Below are 17,189 nucleotides of genomic sequence, written 5' to 3'. Positions count from 1 at the left end.
GAATGAGGTAATCTTCGACAGATTACCTCATTCAACATTACCCGTATACAGACTACAGACGAAAGATTATACCAGTTTTTTCAAGAAAATATTTACTTCCCAAGGCATATAAGAAATAGGTTCCTCAGAGACCTCCACTTTCTTAAACGGAACATATCCGCCTTCAGCGCCGGAAACATCATAGCCTGCTTCGATTACTAAATCGGTGTTATGAAATTGAACCGATAAGAAATCACCCTGAACGGGAATATTCGACAAAAGAGCACTACCACATTTTATAGTTCGAAGATTTCCCATATCAATCGGATATAGATAAAGCGTAAAATCAGCATCGATGATTTCGAACGTATCAGCATCTCTCACATTAAAAAGCACATTTTGGTAATTAATTCTTTCCATAATTGTAAAGTTTTTTTTTAGTAATACATAATGAATAAAACGGCCTTAAAGCTTTTGAGGATAAGCTTCTTCCGTTTCTATAGTATAGATAAAACTTCTAAAAGGAGGGGTAAGATTATTGGTAACTTTATTGTTGAAAAACTGAAAAATTAGAAATAAAAAAAGCCTATCCTTTTGAGACAGACTAACCAATTAATTATTGAAGCAAGGTAATAAAAAGTACGGACCTTATTTAGAGACGAACCATTTTTCGTTTTTCAAAGGAACATACGATTTCATTTGTAGCAACAAATCATCGATATCGCTACTTACAATGAGTAGATCCAAGTATTCTTCCTTCAAAAACCCATCACGATTCATCACCTTTATAAACTGAAGCAAAGCATCGTAATATCCATCGACGTTCAAAAGTGCTACAGGCTTTTTGTGTAATGACAATTGTGCCCAAGTCAATACTTCGAACAGTTCTTCCATCGTTCCAAAACCTCCGGGAAGAGCAATAAATCCATCTGAAAGTTCAGCCATTTTAGATTTACGTTCGTGCATGGTATCTACCAGATAAATCTCGGTAAGCGACTTATGCTCCAACTCTTTTTCTGCCAGAAAATGAGGCAATACACCTATCGCCAAACCTCCGTTATTAAGTGTTCCATCGGCAACAGCACCCATCAAGCCAACTTTGGCTCCGCCATACACCAATTCTATTTTATTTTTTGCTAAAGCTTTACCTAATGTGAGGGCTTTAGTCTTGAATATTTCGTTCGAACCTGAACTCGAACCACAGTATACCGCTATTCTTTTCATATTTTCTATCTAAATTTGTTACTACAAATATAAAACGTTTTTTGCCGTTTATAGTTAAAATAACATGACATATATGTTACAAAATCATTAAGAGTGCAGGTCTTTTTATTGATAAGATTATTTATAAAGAAGATAAATAATTTACCTATCTTTACTTTACAAACAGATCTCAGAACTTTAAGTTCAGCGAACTATTTATTGCTTTGGATGTAGGAGTGAACCTGTGTGTTCATCTATTTAGGACAGGCACATAGGTCTGCGACTACCAACAAAGATATGTCATTAAATATTTTCTTTTACTTATAAACTACTTACATGAAACAATTATTCGTTTTAATTATTACAGTTTTGGCTCCTGTAATGGCTTGGGGACAAAGTGGATGGAAAGATCTGGCTGTAACCGAACATCTGGAATATTATATTGATTCGACCTCTGTAAAGATGGAGGAAGGTCGTATTTATGCGACTGTAAAAACAGTTTATATGACCACCGAAAGCAAAGAGGCGTATGTGAATAAGATAAAGAATGTATTCAAGAAAAAGGATGCCGACAAAAAGATCAGAAAGTGGGACGATTTCAGCTACAGCATCACCTACGGTTTATACGATTGTACAAACAAACGATTCAAGATATTACAGGTACAGGACTTTACATCGGACGGAAAACAAATCATCCAAACAAAAACCAAAGAAGACAAAGCCCGCTGGCTGCTGGTAGATGCCGAAACGGTTGGAGATTTTGTTCTGTTTTACATCTGCGATCAGAATATAAGTGCAGAATAATACAATATACTTAACAATACAACAGCATGAAAAATATAGTAGAATTCTTAACTCAACTGAAACAAAATAACAACAGGGACTGGTTTACGGCAAACAAAGATGCATATAAAAAGGCTGAAAAAGAATTCGCCGAATTTACAGAGAAGCTGATTGAGGGAATCTCTAAATTCGATCCTTTGATCAATAATCTACATGCTAAAGATTGTACCTTCCGCATCTATCGAGATGTACGTTTTTCGCCCAACAAAGAGCCGTATAAAACGCATATGGCTGCTTATGTTTGCCCTAAGGGGAAGAAATCGGGATTGGCCGGATACTACTTTCATGTAGAGGCTCCCGGTTCGGATTATATTGGCGGACATCTTTTAGCAACAGGTATTCATATGCCCGATCCCAAAGTTTTACAGAGTATCAGAGAAGATATTCTCGATCATGGCGATTCTTTCGATAAAGCAGTCAAAAAGGCTAAAGGCTTTGAGCTGGATCAGGATTTAAAGTTAAAGAAAGTACCTAAGGATTTTCCACAAGATTATAAATACGGCGAATACCTTAAACTGAAGAGCTATACATTGGGAAAATTGGTATCTGATGAGTTTATTCTGAGTGATAACCTACTCGAAAACTGTTTGACAGAATATAAGAAAGGATTAGATTTCAATAATATACTGAATAGGGCAGCCAATTTTGCATTTGAAGAAATCTGATTTGCTTATTCCACAGATTAAATAAAAACACAGGTTGCTGCTTGGCAGCCTGTGTTTTTTGTTTTATATTATATATTATACACTGTGATCGTAATAGGATTAGCAGCTATAGTTGCAAAGGTTCCTTCCGCATAGGCTATAGATGACATCAGGCGTATAACCAGATAATCGGCAGGTGTACAATACCCTGCATAAAGAGATACTGTGAACGGATGTGGACGCTTTGCCATACTTATAGTAGCCTGATAATATTCTACTGCATCCGCCAAGTTATTTCCCATTTGTTCATAATAGTCATAGAAAGATAAACCCGATGGTAAATTATCATTTTTACCTAGCAATACATAAAGACTTTGAGTCAGTGATGCACTTGGGCTTGTATTTGTACCCATAATATTTATTGTCACCATATATCTACCGGCACTCGGTATACGTATCCTGTAATAATCGGTCGATCCCGGCACTCCATTAGTCTCTAAATTCATCACACCAGTCCTCTTAATCAACGATGCCCAATTAGCACTAGCATAAGGAAAACTTTGCACCACAAATTCAAATGTACCTAACACGCCAAGACTGGGATTCTGTTTCCACTCTACCGTTTTCGCATCACTACTTAACCACAATATAGACGGAAGACCTATTCCGGGACTCAACCTCAAGGCAGCAGATGTACCTGTTATTGACTGGTCATTCTCTATATGGAGTTTAGTTACAGGGGTAATTGTGCCTATTCCGAGCTTTCCACTATTATCTACAACTATATCGTTTGATTGCTGAACCGGGCTTAGAGCAGTCACCCCATCAGCAGGGTTATCTCGAGCTGCATCTATATGAAAAACTGTTTTAGGATATTCAGTGTTAATACCAATCTGAGCCCTTGCGATTTGTATATCAGCATAGTATAAAAAAACGATTCCAATACAATACAATAAATACTTCATATTTGTTTCTTATTTGATTATAATTGATAAAAAATTACAGCTTGAGAATCGAAAGCCTGCTGCGATCGGCTATTACCTGCCCAAGTGCGGTCTATATATAAATAATCGCCCGACACTCCGTTAAAAGTTACAGTGATATACAGGTAGTCTCCTTTAAGTATATCGGTAGCAATCAGATTGGTATATTGTGTGGTAAACTGATTCGACTCCATATAAGCCTGCGTATTTACCGTCTGACAAACTATATCGGTTGCAACCCCTACCCTGCGTCGTTTCAGCTCGTATTTTATACTTACCAGTTTCGATCCGAGCACGGTAGTTCTAAGAGCGGGCAACCAACGTAAAATGATCGCAAAAGACCCATCGGATGCTACCTGAATTTCATAATTTGTTTCGTTCAATGGTATCTTCGTTGCAACATTATTCTGATATGATACTGGCGTTCTGTAGAAAACGATCCTCTGTCCTCCGGCACCTTTTAGAGTACCCCAAAAGGTATTTCCGGCAGCATCACCCTGCAAAATTCTCCCTTTGGCTTCCGATCCGTCATTTATCCTGAAAGCACCGTACGCTGCATTCGACTTAAGATGCAAACGCGCCGTTGGTAATATTGTACCCACTCCCATATTTCCATCGGTATCTATTACAATATCATTTGCCTGCTGAGATGCTGTTATTGTACTTGCATTATCTTTTGCTGCATCTATGTGATAAACACCCCGAATATCTTTCGTATTTATTCCCACCTGAGAATACATAGTACAGGATATAAACAACATAGCTACCACAGCTACTGATTTTATTCTTTTATACATATTACACATTTTTGAGATTAGATATTATATACCATTACACTCGGAAAAAAGACTACATTATCGAACTGACCGATAGCTGCATTTAGTCCCAGACCAAGTATCCATGAATAAGACGTTCCATCGTCAGGAGTGATAGTTATGGCATACAATTCGTCTTTTTTCAAACCTTCGGCAAATAACGAAGTCACAAATGAATTTCTGCCGCTAGGAGCACCTGTTACTGGACAATACACCAGCACTTCGTCGAGAGGGCTACCCGAAACCGAACCCGATACTACTTTATACAAACGGATATAGGCTCGTGTCGAAACAAAATAATACGGGGCAACAGGAGATGAAGATATAGAGACTGCCCCCCACCAGCGAAAAGTGAAAATATAGTTTCCATTGGCATCAATACGAATAAATCCATTATCTGCATTATTAGTCAATGTTCCCGAATCAGATTTTATCAGATTAAATTTTATCGGCGATGTCACATTATAGGGATAGGTTATCGCTACCTGCGAAGGACTGGTCATACGATATACTTTACCGAATAAATCTACAGCCGGAATCCATGACCCTGCACCCTCTTCGTCCGAAACCAGATATTTGTTTGCACCTTCGGATGTGTCCTCGATACGGAGAAAAGACGATGACGAACCTTTATCGATATGCAATCGTGCAGTAGGCGAAAGTGTGCCGATTCCCATTCTTCCATCAGAAAGTACAATTATATCATCTGTACTATTAGAGCTTCCCGAAGTATTCCCTTTTGCATCGATATGAAATACTCCCTGAGGTGTTGCCGTGCCGAATCCTACCTGAGCCTGAAACAGACTAAAGGTAAAAACTCCCACTAATAACAAAATTATCTTCTTCATTAGCTTTCAATTATTTATATAGTTAGTTGTTTTAATGAAATAAGAAAGCAGCAACATGTAATCGCTACACGCTGCTGCCAAACATAGTTGTGCCATAGGTAAACGGATGATTCGTGCCGATTTTGAACGACAACAAAAAAACAAACCGATTACACAAAATCGTTTACCGAAACAACTATCAATATATTTATTGGGGAAATATTGTTGAAGAAAAAACATTGCGTCAAATACACACTGACACAAAAAAAGACGGAATAATCCGCCTAAAATATTTTTATTACTAACACGTTTGCTAGTTAACTCTCTCTCTCTCTCTCTCTCTCTCTCTCTCTCTCTCTCTCTCTAATATTCCAGCGCACATAGCCAAACCTAAACAGTTAAAATTTAGATCATTGCACACATAAAAATCTGTTAATTTCGCTACCATTATTAGAGTAAAGGGTTATTTTACAAGGGCAAAGATAGAAATAATATTAGAGCCTGTTAAAATTTTCAACAAAAATTTTATTATTATGTATTTCGAATCCATTTTCACCATGAATCAAGCTCTTTTTCCAAAATTGAAACTAGCTAATGATTCATTTCAATATTCCAAAAACCAGACAAATCTGAATTCATCTGCTCTTTTGAATATTGGAATATGCAGGTTCAATATAAAGTCATTGTATATTATTGACCTAAATAGATAAAGGTATTTACTGCCATATAAGCTGCTCTGTTGTCCAAAGCAGTACTGGTTCCTCCTGTATCTACTAATGCTGTACCACTAATAGTATGGGTGTGTGCCGCTCCACCGCTATCGGAAGTACCACTGAAAGTATGCGTATGCTCTGCACCATCACTGGCAACAGTACCGGTTACGGCATGATTATGAGCCGTACCGCCACTGGCTGCCGTACCTGTTATGGTGTGATTATGAGCTGCTCCACCACTGGCTGAAGTTCCGCTAAAGGTATGGGTATGTGCTCCGGCTGAAAATGTTGCCTTTGCTACCTGAGCTTTCAGATTATACAAGGCACTGTATGATCCGATGAATGATGAGTTGACTCTCGTTGGCATTACATAAGTATGGGTATGCGCTCCATTAGTAGTTGATGTTGCACTAAAACTATGCGTATGAGTCGAATTGGCAGATGTAAGGCTCAATCCGTGTGTATGAGCTGTATTACTCGACGTAGCACTAAGCGAGTGGGCATGGGCCGTACTCGATGATGTAGCACTAAGGCTGTGTGTATGTGCTCCTCCGCTGGCAGCTGTACCCGTAAAAGTACCTGCTAAGGAAACATTAGGTAAATTATCTTTAGTAATAGTCAGCGTATTAGAACCTCCGGTACTTCCTAACACCTCCGAGCCTGCTTTTGATTTCAACACCTTATCTTTTGCATTCGGTAAATTTGATGAAAACCCCAAGCTTACAGCTATAGCACGGATATTGGCAGGAAGGCTAGAAACCGCTCTACCATCCAACAGATACCAGCCGTTATGGTCTGTAGTTTTGAATGATTCTTTAATACTACCCGATGCCTGTGCTGCGGTAAAGACGCCAAAGCCAATCCATTCCGCACCATCAAAATAATAATAACCAACCGATTTAATATTGGCTCTCTGTCCCGTATTGCCATTACCCGATATATCTGTGATATAAATAATAGTACCTCTTTGTTCGGCCTTATATAACGTATTGCCTTTATCGGCCAGTTGAGTTAAAGTAAGACGGGGAGCTATAATTCCGGCAATATGGCTTGCATTTTTTATTGCCGTTACATCCAAAGTTGAATGAGGTGTAGATGTATTGATACCGGTCTGCCCCCAAACAGAAGTATTATTCAAAATCAACAGGCTTAAAAATATTTTTAGAGTAAGAAGAACTCGTTTTCTTTGTTTCATGATTTTACACTATTTCTTTAATAAATAAAAGGAGGCATTTAACTGCTTATCAAAATAACAGACCACCTTATATACTTTATCGGTTTATAATCCGAGATAAATAAAAGTATTCACTACCAAATAAGCGGATCTGTTATCCATAGCTGCCTGAGCACCACCCAAGGGGAGTGTAACACTACCGCTTGCCGTATGCGTATGGGCTCCGGTAGAAGCTAAAGAAGCTGTCACCTCATGGGCATGGGCTCCATCTGTAGCAAGTGCTCCGGTTACATCATGCGTATGCCCATCCGCCGAAGCTAAAGTTCCACTAACGGGATGTGTATGTCCTCCTCCCGCTGCAAGGGTAGAACTTAGCGTATGACTATGGTTACCCGAGCTGGTAGTAGTATAAGTAGAGGTAGCAATAGCACTCCACAGAGATCCTGCACCATAGCCTCTATCGACGTCTTTAGAAGGAGCAGGCATCACATATATAGACCAAAGATCGTGGGTATGTGCCCCCGCCGATACAAGGGTTCCACTGGCAGCATGGGTATGCGCCCCTCCGGCAGCAAGAGTACCACTTGTAGCATGAGTATGTGCCCCACCGGCAGCAAGAGTACCGCTGGTAATATGCGTATGTGCTCCTCCGGCAGTAAGGGTCGAACTTGCCGTATGTGTATGGGCTCCCGCCAAAGCCAGATTTCCAGTTATGCTTCCAGATAAAGATATATCAGGAAGGTTTGCTCTGGTAATCGACATCGAGTTTGTACCGCCGATACTGGCTAGTCCTTCAGATGTAGCCTTTGTTTTGAGAACACGATCTCTGGCATCCGGCAGATTAGTTGTAAACCCGAGGCTTACGGCTGCTGCTTTTGCTTTGTCAGGCAAACTCGACAAAGCTCTTCCATCCAGCAAATACCATCCGTCATAATCTGATGCTTTAAACGATTGCATTATATCGCCATCTCGAACAACAGGCTGTGGAGTATTTAATTTTTGCCATAACGCTCCATCAAAATAGTAATAACCCGGAGCAGTAATGTTTAATCTCTGTCCTGTATTATTACCTCCCGAAACATTCGTTATATAAATAATTGCTCCCGTTTGGTCGGCACCATACAGCGTGTTTCCTTTAGCTGTAAGTTCTGCCAGATCGAGGCGAGATCCTTGCACCCCTGCGACATCGGTTGTAGCCGAACCCGGAGATGTAATATCCAGAGTTGATTTCGGTGTCGAAGTATTAATACCAACCTGTCCCGAAACAGTGGTGTTATATGTAAATAATATACAGCCTAAAAGCAATATATTAAAGAAATTTCTTTTTATTTGTTTCATTATCAATAAGTCTCTTTCGTTTTTATTCTTCTATACATTTAATACTGCTGTTTCCTGCCTTTTTCTTTATAATCCGAGATAAACAAAAGTATTTACTGTCAAAAAAGGAGATCTGTTATCTAAAGCAGTACCAGATCCACCTGTTGGAACTGTTGCCGTTCCGGTAGCAGTATGAGTATGCGCACCACCTGTTAACGAAGTCCCGCTAAAGGTGTGTGCATGAGTAGTATTGGTCGACGCAGCACTAAAAGTATGCATATGAGTTGTGCTAGCCGAAGCTCCGCTGAAAGTATGGCTGTGGGTTGTACTGCCCGAAGTTCCACTAAAGGTATGCGTATGAGCTCCTGACGAACTGGTCTTACGCACCTGATGAGAATCGACACTAATTGCTGATGCATCAGGGCTTCCTCTATGAGTTGTATTTTGTTCCTGTGGCTGATTAAAGTTATGGGTATGATCACCGGCACTCGCCGAAGTACCACTAAACGTATGCGTATGGGCAGCTCCTCCATTAGCAGAAGTACCACTAAAGGTGTGTGTATGGGCAGCACCTCCATTAGCAGAAGTTCCGGTAAAAGCATGTGTATGGGCAACTCCACCGATGGCCGAAGCACCACTGAAGGTATGTGTATGGGCAGCTCCACCACTACCCGAAGTACCACTTATTGTTCCTGACAGAGATATATTAGGCAGGTTTTCCTTAACGATTGACAAAGTATTGGATCCACCCTTATTTCCTAACACTTCAGAATCAGCCTTACCTTGCAAAACACGGTCTCGGGTATCAGGTAAGTTAGTTGTGAATCCGAGTTCCGTTGCTGATATTTTTGCAGATGGCGATAGTCCTGAAACGGCTCTTCCATCCAGCAAATACCACCCGTCATGATCGCCTGTGCTAAATGAGTATTTGATATCTCCTACTATTTCGGATGATATATCAGATGAGTCAAAAGCTCCGAGTTTTTGCCATGATGCTCCGTCAAAATAGTAATAACCCGGCACGGTAATATTTGCTCTTTGTCCGGTATTATCACCACCTGAGATGCTAGTTATATAAATAATAACACCCACCTGAGATGCTCCATACAACGAGTTTCCTTTTGATGACAGCTCCGCCAGAGTGAGTCGTGGAGCCTGCATTCCGGCTATATGACTTGTTACTAGACTCGCTTTAATATCTAATGTTGCTTTCGGGAATTCAGTATTAATTCCTATCTGAGCATAAAAAGGTATTGAGGTAAATAAAGCCAAAACCAATATATAATACTGTTTCATTGTTATATATATGTTAGTTAAATCTGTTGTCAGCCTTTTGTTTGATTGTCTGAAAAAACAATTCAAAAAAATTCGCGGCAACACATCTATTGTTATCGTTTTTGTTTCAATAAATATTTTATAAATAACGGAGTGTAGCAAGAAATAATCACGACTTTTTGCTACACCATACAATGCAGCTTAGTCTTAACTAATACGTGGCTAAACGACAACAAAAAGAAGATTCGTATCGACAAGAATAAGTGAAGACAATGTATTTCCGATATTTATGATATATGGATAGAATTATCCGGGATAATAAGTTATTGGAAGATTTTTCATTAAGGGATATATCAATCGCAGGTTTTCTCATATATAGGTCATTATTAAGGTTATAATAGTCAGAGATTGCACTATCTAAAGAGCTTTCAAGCAAGCTTGTTGCAGTATTCGCCTCACTGGGTACCAGATCGTCACTACATATCTTATCTGCATGGAACAGAACAAAAAAGTGTTTTATATTTACCCAACTCGAAATGTCAAATTTATTAAAGGACCCAAAAGTCGAAGACAGAAATCTCCATACAATAATTTTCATAATTCTAACTTTATTAGAACAATAGTTCAATAAAAACAAGGAAAAAACGTTATATAAAGCAGTGAGGATTAGTCGTCATTTTCAGTATTCAAAATGCTTTATATATACAAAAATATTTTTTTGGTAGGACAAAAGTACGTATTTTTCAGGATAATAAGAACCTAACTTAACATTAAATATCAAATAATAATAACTTTTATCTCCCCAAACGACAGAAAAAAGCATAATGCAGTTGAGGTTAACTCCGTATATAGACATGGAAATGGATCTCAAAAAAGAATTTCTGAGAATTATTTTTTTTAAGAATGTAATTATATAAACATATGCATTTCTTTCTTTCTCTTAACATTTCAATCCATATAAGCAAACCTACAAAGTCATTAAAAAACTAACATTTTTCTCTTTTTTTTATTTTATGTTGCAAAACACATAATAATGTAATACTTTTGCACAATCACAAAAAGTATTTTTATTGCATTTATTTGCACTGCATCACGGACATAGTTATGCCATAGGTAAGCCTTATTACCCGAAAAGTTAAACGACAACAAAAAGACAACCTATCAGCTTCCTGTTGATAGGTTCGTTATTTTATACAAAACGGATAAATAATAATCTATTTAACAAATGAAAATGGGCTCGATATTATTTCTTTACCTTTTTATAAAGAAAAGAAAACCATAGTGGCAATATAATTCCTTTACAGATACTCGATATGGCAATTGCCCACCAAACACCTACAATTCCCATTTCAGATGCCAGATAATAAGCCAGAGGAATACGCAACGCATTGAAAACAACACTTATTATGGCAGGCTCTACAGTTCGGCCGATACCATTAAACATCCCCTGTGTAGTAAGCTCAAGCATCATAAAAATCTGCACAAGCCCCATTACCATCAGGTATTGCGAGCCGGCATCTATAGCATCCTGATGGGGAACTATCAGTCCGAAAATAGAGCCTCCGAAAAAGATAAAGGCAACACTCACCACAATACCTACCGACACCATTATACGAAGGGTGTAGAAATAGGCTTTTTTACCACGTTCTATTTTATTGGCAGCATAATTCTGAGCCATAAAAGCGCTTAAAGCCGTAGAAAAACCTTGCGAAGTATTCCATGTAACAGCCTCAATTTGACCACCTGTAGTTTGAGTCATCAACCCCAAATGTCCGCCATATATAGCTGCCACCCGTGCCAGATTCATATTTATGATGGCATATAACGAATTCATCAACGAAACAGGTGTTCCGAGATAAAAAACACGCTTCAAAAAGACCATACGGGGTTTTATGATAAACCTAAAATTCCCCAAAATACGATTAGCCGATTTGATCTGATAGAAAAACAGTCCGAATACAAATATTTGCGATACAACACTCCCCACGGCTGCACCATGCAATCCCATATCGAAACCGAACATAAGTATAGGATCGAGAATCATATTCAGCACCAATCCGCAGGCATTGTTACGAAAAGGAATAAAACTACGCCCCGCCCCATTATATACCCCCGACAGGTTATAAGACTGAAACTGAAACGGTAAACAAATGGTCATTATTCGCAAATAAAGCACGGCTTCTTCGGTTATATCGGCAGGCAGTTTGAAGAATGATAAAATCTGTTCGGCAAACACAAACAAAATGAGCGACCAGATTATACCGAGATACAATGCTACGGTAGATGTATGAGAGGCATATATTTTTGCCTGTTTCATCTTTTTAGCACCGATAGACTGCCCCACTGCCACCTCAGCCCCTATCATCGCCAGATAAGCAACCGATGCTGTAAGCCACAACAGCATACCGATAGCACCGATGGCAGCTTCGGATTTTGTGGCAACATCGGAAGCTTCATCTGCCCCCAATCTCCCTACCCACGACATAGCCATCAAGGTATATGCCATTTGCAAGAAACTTGTCCCCATAAGGGGTAAAGCCAATCGTATAAGAGTTGAGAATATCTTACCTTCGGTAAGGTTCTGAATACCACTTCCTTTCATTAGGATATTTTGTTATCTATTTTGAGGTCTCTGACCTTTTTTATTACTTTGTTATAGGGCAGACCCAATATGGCTATCCTCGGAAAATAGATTATTACAAACCAAGTTGCTTATATTATATAATTACTCACAGCTCGATTTACCTGTTTTATGATTAATAGCTCCCTTTTCAATCAACAATTGGGCTACATCATCAAAACCTCTATCGCAAGCTCCACTTAATGGGCTTACATTAAATTTAGGAGCTATGACATTTAAATCGGGATTAAATTGCAATATAAATTTAACCGTTTCCAACCGACCATCTACTGCCGCTACCATAAATAGAGTTTCTCCATCCGACTCCACCGCATCCCAGTCCGATTCGTCTTTCAGCAAATTATAAAGGTATTTTACAACCTCTACATTATTACCCAATACTGCCGATTTTAATGTATTATAAACATCGGCCTTGTCTGTTGCTCTGATATCTGCACCTTGTTCCACTAAATATTCCACAATATCCATATAACCGATAAAGGCTGCCCATCCTAAGGCTGTCTGCCCTAATGAGGCAGTATCTTTTGCTTCGATGTTCTGACCTGCTGCTACCATTTTTTTGATATCCTCCAAGTTTCCTCTCTTTACAGCATCAAACCATACAGCATCGGGTCCCTGAGAGGGTTCTTGATAAAAAATGCGGTGTTTCAGCAAATTAGGGTTAGCTATTTTATACATTTCATCGTAGCTGAGTCTAAATTCAGACAGATCTACTTTCGATGTTTGTGCTTGCAGATTAAAACCAAAAACAAATAACAACACGAATGAACCGAGAAACGAAATAATTTTCATACACATATTCAGTTTAATAGTAAAACTTTTTATTCTAATTTGCATTAAGAATAATTTTAAATATAATTTATGGCCTCTGACCTTTTTATGGCTTTGATACAGGGGCACAGACCAACGATTCTGTCATATATCGGATGAAGAGACATAAGCCCATCACTACAATCGCAAATGTATTATTAGATACATTCAACTACCTATCAGGGGTTAGCCTGTATACTTTGGCGGACAAAGATACAATCGAAATGAAAGATAACCTCAATCTTATATATAAAAAAAGCGACTACTTAACGTAATCGCTTTTTGCTCCTTGGAGCGGAAGAAGGGGCTCAAACCCTCGACCCTCAGCTTGGAAGGCTGATGCTCTATCAACTGAGCTACTTCCGCAATTGCATCATCAAAAGTGGGCAGTGATGGATTCGAACCACCGTAAGCTTACGCTATCTGAGTTACAGTCAGACCCATTTGGCCACTCTGGTAACTGCCCTTTTGCTTAAATGCGATGCAAAGGTAATCAAAAATATATTCTTCGCAAGTTTTGTTAATAATTTTATTGAAAAAATATTACTAATACCCCTAGCTAATCAGTTCGCACAGCCAATAGTTTGCAAAAGAAGCCTGCAACAATACATATTTTTTGCCCAAGATATAAAACATGCTGCTTTATCGAAATTACACTTTTCTTTCTTATAATTTCCAGAAAACCATATAGCTACGCACCAAATTATTACTTCCGGGTGCAGAGCTTTTAAGAGACCAAATCCTATTGGTTGCACTTTCGTGACAAACGTAAATCTTCACTACATCGTTTTTCTTAAAGTTGGCATTTAAAAATACGGATGCGGTTTGCTGTGCATTGCTATTAGGACGCAAAGCTACAGTATAGGAATCGACTACAGAATGATTGGTATCGTTGACCAAAAACACATAATAGTAAGCAAACTCCGAACTTCCTGTCGATACATATCCCGACAAATGCATATTAAAGGAATATGCTCCGTCTTCTAAAATCTCGATGGATCCATTTTCTTTGGTTACAAATTTCAGCTCTACCCCAGAAGAATACAACTCTGCTGATAATTGTGCGGGGGTAATAGGCTTTGTTACAACATCGGGCGATGATAAATTCAACAGATTGATGAATGATCCTGCATATATATTAGTAGCCATTTTGCCCCATTGAGTATCGGAAAAGAAATAAACTCCATCATCTATTGTTGCATCTTTGTTATATACAACTATTCCATCGGTGGGATTGGGTACTGTTACTACATCAAAGCTACTAGCAAGAGTTACTTTATTTAGTCCTAATGCTTTATTATTCGAATTCAAATACAATTGGGCACTATTGTAGGGCATAGCCCCTACCCCTAATATGGCTTCATTATCGGTAGATTTGCTGAACACTACATCGTTTTTTAATTGTGCGGGTGTTGGCGTAGCCGATATATTATCACCGTTAGTATCTATTATAAAATTCCCTATCGGAAATAAGGTATTGATGCCTACTTGTGATGATGCATAAACAGAACATCCCCAAAACGTTAATATTATAAATATTTTATTCATTGTTATACATTCTTTTCGTTATAGTTTCCAAAATACCAGACTTGTTCTGGCTGCCGATTTTACCGACACATCGCCTGTATCCAATACTCGTATATTCAAAGGACAATCTTCAAAATCGGGTGCTTGCCCACGACCAATATAAAACTCCACCTCTTCATCCTTATTCAGAGGCGTACCCATTACTAAGCGATACGAATAATACCTCCGAGCTTTTTGCATAAAAGGAAACGTCAAAAGAGCTTTTTCCAATACTTTATTTTGTGTTTTAGAAACCATAAAAACATACAATAAAGCTTGAGAATCATAAGTAGCAGGCATGGCCGGATCTGAAACAGTTGAATAGAAATAAAAACGCAAGGCAAACACATAAGTTCCATCAGTTTTTGCTTTTATCTGGGTTGTTTCGCTGTTCATAAAAGGCATCTTTATAGCCGCCGAATAGATACCGGAAGTAGCATCGGCATAACTTACGCCGGGTATAATCACATCTGTCGGCGGCAGATAGGGTATCGAGAATTCATTTTTCAAAGTAGGTTCTCTCTCTGATTCCATTATCCTGTTCCACTTTACTCCATCGAAATAACACCAGCCTATTTCAACCTCTTCCGAAGCTATGGCAGTCGTGTTATAAACCACCATTCCGGCTCGGGGATTAGGCACAGTTACAATATCGGTCAATGATTGGAGCTTTACCTCATTCATTTTCAAAGCTTTTTTGTTCGATCCTAAATTGAGCTGTGCATTTGGTAATACTTTCTTGCCTAAACCCAAGCCAAAGGTCGATGTCTGATTATCGAGAGTTACAATCATGTCATCGGCAAGCCCTGTTCCGCTGTTTGTACTGTTATTTAATGGATCGACCTGAAAAATAGTTCCCGACACCAATTTATCGGTATTGATGGCTATCTGAGCTACAGATATCGTACTCATCAGAAAAAGGACACTTATAATATATGCATATTTCATAATTTCCAGTAACTTAAAGATGTTTTATTGTATCTGCCGAAAGTAGTAGCTGCTCCACCAAACAGCGTCCAGGGATAAGGAGTGTCTATATTATGACAAATCAAAAAGTCTAACTCATCACCGGCTTTCAATATCGAAGATAAAATAGCGGTAGCCGACTGCTTGTATTGCGGCGGATTATTCATCGCTAACGTACCCAATGCAGCAGCATCCATGATAACCATATCCGATTTGCGCATCATAAACAAATACATATGCACTTCGCTTGTTTCTGTTGTATTGACCATCCCCATCAAATTTAAAGCAAAAGCATAAGTTCCGTCCTCAGTTATCTTTATACCTGCTGTAGTAGAACCCAAGGGTGCAAATGGAATAGAGACCCCATCGTATCCTCCAGCTGATATAACTGCTGACGTTGCTCCGATAGTGGTAACATCGTGTAACGAAATGGCTATTTTCACATCGAAGGTCTCTTTGGTAAAAGCCATCTGATCCCACTTATTGGTCTGACCATTAAATACACAGATACCGGGATATAATTGGCTATTGTTGGTGGTATTATATACTATCATCCCACGTACCGGAGAGGGTACAGTTAGCAAATCGTCCGTTCCGGTTAATGCTACAACATTTAGTTGAAGCCCTTTATTCGAAGATATTAAATCGACAGAAGCTCCTTTTGCGGGTATAGCTCCAATGCCTATACCTACTTCGCCCATTCCATCCGATTTTACAATAATATCATCAGCTAACTGGGCTGCCGTAGGAATAGCCGAGTTATTGCCCGACGCATCTATATGGAAAATTCCCAAAGGCGATTTGGTATTCACCCCTACTTGTGCATAAATCGAGCCTACACAAAAAATCCCAAGCAGTATTAAAAACTTTTTTTTCATTGTTATGTTATTTGTAATATAGTTAGTTGTTTTAGCTGACTGAATAAAAAGAGCAGCAGCATGTAATCGCTACACACTACTGCCGGACATAGTTGTGACAGAGGTAAACAAATGTTTCGTGTTGATTTTGAACGACAACAAAAAAACAAATCGGTGACACGAAAGTGTTTACCGACACAACCAGTAATATATTTATTGGGGAAATATTTTTGCGGAAAATATCCTGTGTCAATAACACACAGAAACAAAAAAAGACGGAATAATCCGCCTAAAATATTTTTATTACCAGCACGGTTGCTAGTTAACTCTCTCTCTCTCTCTCTCTCTCTCTCTCTCTCTCTCTCTCTCTCTCTCTAATATTTCAACGCACATAGACAAACCTAAATAGTTAAAATTTAGATCACTATCAGAATATGTGGTTGTTAATTTTATTGTCATTATTAGTGCAAAGAGTTATTTTACAGGGGCAAATATATAGAATATATTTTAACAGACAAATAAATTACGGAAAGAAGTAAGAATCGGGAAGTGATAATATCTTAGCATTCGATAAAT

At 38.7% G+C, this 17,189-nt stretch carries 16 protein-coding genes and 2 tRNA genes; 3 read left to right on the top strand and 15 right to left on the bottom strand.

Annotated features, from left to right (window positions below):
- Positions 1–66: 66 nt before the first annotated feature.
- Positions 67–399: a hypothetical protein gene (locus G7051_RS13035; RefSeq protein WP_166200930.1), complete on the bottom strand. Its 333-nt coding sequence runs from the start codon at positions 397–399 to the stop codon at positions 67–69.
- 228 nt (positions 400–627) lie between these two features.
- The gene (locus tag G7051_RS13030; RefSeq protein WP_166115931.1) at positions 628–1,203 is read right to left on the bottom strand and encodes a TIGR00730 family Rossman fold protein; all 576 of its coding nucleotides are present in this window, start codon (positions 1,201–1,203) and stop codon (positions 628–630) included.
- Positions 1,204–1,518: 315 nt separating this feature from the next.
- Here G7051_RS13030 and G7051_RS13025 point away from each other — a divergent pair, with 315 nt between their 5' ends.
- Complete coding sequence (locus tag G7051_RS13025) at positions 1,519–1,986, top strand: surface-adhesin E family protein (protein WP_166200928.1); 468 nt, start codon at positions 1,519–1,521, stop codon at positions 1,984–1,986.
- Positions 1,987–2,012: 26 nt separating this feature from the next.
- Positions 2,013–2,690 carry a DUF2461 domain-containing protein gene (locus tag G7051_RS13020; protein ID WP_166200926.1) on the top strand — a complete coding sequence of 226 codons (678 nt, stop codon included), beginning with the start codon at positions 2,013–2,015 and terminating at the stop codon, positions 2,688–2,690.
- Positions 2,691–2,758: 68 nt separating this feature from the next.
- On the opposite strand, the gene G7051_RS13015 is transcribed toward G7051_RS13020, so the two are convergent.
- The 8 genes from G7051_RS13015 to G7051_RS12980 all read right to left on the bottom strand — a co-directional run bounded on the left by G7051_RS13015 (position 2,759) and on the right by G7051_RS12980 (position 13,206).
- Positions 2,759–3,634 (bottom strand): hypothetical protein, encoded by an 876-nt coding sequence (locus G7051_RS13015; RefSeq protein WP_166200924.1) that lies wholly within the window; start codon positions 3,632–3,634, stop codon positions 2,759–2,761.
- A gap of 17 nt (positions 3,635–3,651) precedes the next feature.
- Positions 3,652–4,449, bottom strand: a complete 798-nt coding sequence (locus G7051_RS13010; RefSeq protein WP_166200922.1) for a hypothetical protein — start codon at positions 4,447–4,449, stop codon at positions 3,652–3,654.
- A 17-nt stretch (positions 4,450–4,466) separates the two neighbouring features.
- Complete coding sequence (locus G7051_RS13005) at positions 4,467–5,315, bottom strand: hypothetical protein (protein WP_166200920.1); 849 nt, start codon at positions 5,313–5,315, stop codon at positions 4,467–4,469.
- 669 nt (positions 5,316–5,984) lie between these two features.
- A complete protein-coding gene (locus tag G7051_RS13000) occupies positions 5,985–7,202 on the bottom strand; it encodes a hypothetical protein (RefSeq protein WP_166200918.1) in 1,218 nt (405 codons plus the stop codon).
- Between the two features lie 84 nt (positions 7,203–7,286).
- Positions 7,287–8,519 carry a hypothetical protein gene (locus tag G7051_RS12995; protein ID WP_166200916.1) on the bottom strand — a complete coding sequence of 411 codons (1,233 nt, stop codon included), beginning with the start codon at positions 8,517–8,519 and terminating at the stop codon, positions 7,287–7,289.
- A gap of 66 nt (positions 8,520–8,585) precedes the next feature.
- The gene (locus G7051_RS12990) at positions 8,586–9,794 is read right to left on the bottom strand and encodes a hypothetical protein (RefSeq protein WP_166200914.1); all 1,209 of its coding nucleotides are present in this window, start codon (positions 9,792–9,794) and stop codon (positions 8,586–8,588) included.
- Positions 9,795–11,016: 1,222 nt separating this feature from the next.
- Positions 11,017–12,375 (bottom strand): MATE family efflux transporter, encoded by a 1,359-nt coding sequence (locus G7051_RS12985; RefSeq protein WP_166200912.1) that lies wholly within the window; start codon positions 12,373–12,375, stop codon positions 11,017–11,019.
- A 123-nt stretch (positions 12,376–12,498) separates the two neighbouring features.
- Complete coding sequence (locus G7051_RS12980) at positions 12,499–13,206, bottom strand: ankyrin repeat domain-containing protein (protein ID WP_166115911.1); 708 nt, start codon at positions 13,204–13,206, stop codon at positions 12,499–12,501.
- 134 nt (positions 13,207–13,340) lie between these two features.
- Here G7051_RS12980 and G7051_RS12975 point away from each other — a divergent pair, with 134 nt between their 5' ends.
- Positions 13,341–13,499 (top strand): hypothetical protein, encoded by a 159-nt coding sequence (locus G7051_RS12975; protein ID WP_166200910.1) that lies wholly within the window; start codon positions 13,341–13,343, stop codon positions 13,497–13,499.
- Positions 13,500–13,514: 15 nt separating this feature from the next.
- Here the strand turns inward: G7051_RS12975 and G7051_RS12970 are convergent.
- The 5 genes from G7051_RS12970 to G7051_RS12950 form a co-directional block, all read right to left on the bottom strand.
- Positions 13,515–13,590, bottom strand: a tRNA-Gly gene (locus G7051_RS12970).
- Between the two features lie 17 nt (positions 13,591–13,607).
- Positions 13,608–13,690: transfer RNA gene (locus G7051_RS12965), tRNA-Tyr, on the bottom strand.
- Between the two features lie 200 nt (positions 13,691–13,890).
- Entirely contained in the window at positions 13,891–14,772 is an 882-nt protein-coding gene (locus tag G7051_RS12960; RefSeq protein WP_166200908.1) for a hypothetical protein, read from the bottom strand.
- 18 nt (positions 14,773–14,790) lie between these two features.
- Positions 14,791–15,702, bottom strand: a complete 912-nt coding sequence (locus G7051_RS12955) for a hypothetical protein (protein WP_166200906.1) — start codon at positions 15,700–15,702, stop codon at positions 14,791–14,793.
- Between the two features lie 32 nt (positions 15,703–15,734).
- Positions 15,735–16,634 (bottom strand): hypothetical protein, encoded by a 900-nt coding sequence (locus G7051_RS12950; protein ID WP_166115905.1) that lies wholly within the window; start codon positions 16,632–16,634, stop codon positions 15,735–15,737.
- Positions 16,635–17,189: the final 555 nt, after the last annotated feature.

It is taken from the genome of Dysgonomonas sp. HDW5B, from assembly GCF_011299335.1.
Lineage (GTDB): Bacteria > Bacteroidota > Bacteroidia > Bacteroidales > Dysgonomonadaceae > Dysgonomonas_A.
The sequence above is the reverse complement of the archived record's forward strand: the minus strand, read 5'-3'. Positions and strand labels throughout refer to the sequence as shown.

What these genes read in the sequence shown, in the direction of transcription:
- G7051_RS12990 (WP_166200914.1), bottom strand. Translation starts at nt 9,794, where the DNA reads ATGAAACAGTATTATATATTGGTTTTGGCTTTATTTACCTCAATACCT.
- G7051_RS13025 (WP_166200928.1), top strand. Translation starts at nt 1,519, where the DNA reads ATGAAACAATTATTCGTTTTAATTATTACAGTTTTGGCTCCTGTAATG.
- G7051_RS13000 (WP_166200918.1), bottom strand. Translation starts at nt 7,202, where the DNA reads ATGAAACAAAGAAAACGAGTTCTTCTTACTCTAAAAATATTTTTAAGC.
- G7051_RS12985 (WP_166200912.1), bottom strand. Translation starts at nt 12,375, where the DNA reads ATGAAAGGAAGTGGTATTCAGAACCTTACCGAAGGTAAGATATTCTCA.
- G7051_RS12960 (WP_166200908.1), bottom strand. Translation starts at nt 14,772, where the DNA reads ATGAATAAAATATTTATAATATTAACGTTTTGGGGATGTTCTGTTTAT.
- G7051_RS13035 (WP_166200930.1), bottom strand. Translation starts at nt 399, where the DNA reads ATGGAAAGAATTAATTACCAAAATGTGCTTTTTAATGTGAGAGATGCT.
- G7051_RS12955 (WP_166200906.1), bottom strand. Translation starts at nt 15,702, where the DNA reads ATGAGTACGATATCTGTAGCTCAGATAGCCATCAATACCGATAAATTG.
- G7051_RS12950 (WP_166115905.1), bottom strand. Translation starts at nt 16,634, where the DNA reads ATGAAAAAAAAGTTTTTAATACTGCTTGGGATTTTTTGTGTAGGCTCG.
- G7051_RS12995 (WP_166200916.1), bottom strand. Translation starts at nt 8,519, where the DNA reads ATGAAACAAATAAAAAGAAATTTCTTTAATATATTGCTTTTAGGCTGT.
- G7051_RS13005 (WP_166200920.1), bottom strand. Translation starts at nt 5,315, where the DNA reads ATGAAGAAGATAATTTTGTTATTAGTGGGAGTTTTTACCTTTAGTCTG.
- G7051_RS13015 (WP_166200924.1), bottom strand. Translation starts at nt 3,634, where the DNA reads ATGAAGTATTTATTGTATTGTATTGGAATCGTTTTTTTATACTATGCT.
- G7051_RS13010 (WP_166200922.1), bottom strand. Translation starts at nt 4,449, where the DNA reads ATGTATAAAAGAATAAAATCAGTAGCTGTGGTAGCTATGTTGTTTATA.
- G7051_RS13020 (WP_166200926.1), top strand. Translation starts at nt 2,013, where the DNA reads ATGAAAAATATAGTAGAATTCTTAACTCAACTGAAACAAAATAACAAC.
- G7051_RS13030 (WP_166115931.1), bottom strand. Translation starts at nt 1,203, where the DNA reads ATGAAAAGAATAGCGGTATACTGTGGTTCGAGTTCAGGTTCGAACGAA.
- G7051_RS12980 (WP_166115911.1), bottom strand. Translation starts at nt 13,206, where the DNA reads ATGAAAATTATTTCGTTTCTCGGTTCATTCGTGTTGTTATTTGTTTTT.
- G7051_RS12975 (WP_166200910.1), top strand. Translation starts at nt 13,341, where the DNA reads ATGAAGAGACATAAGCCCATCACTACAATCGCAAATGTATTATTAGAT.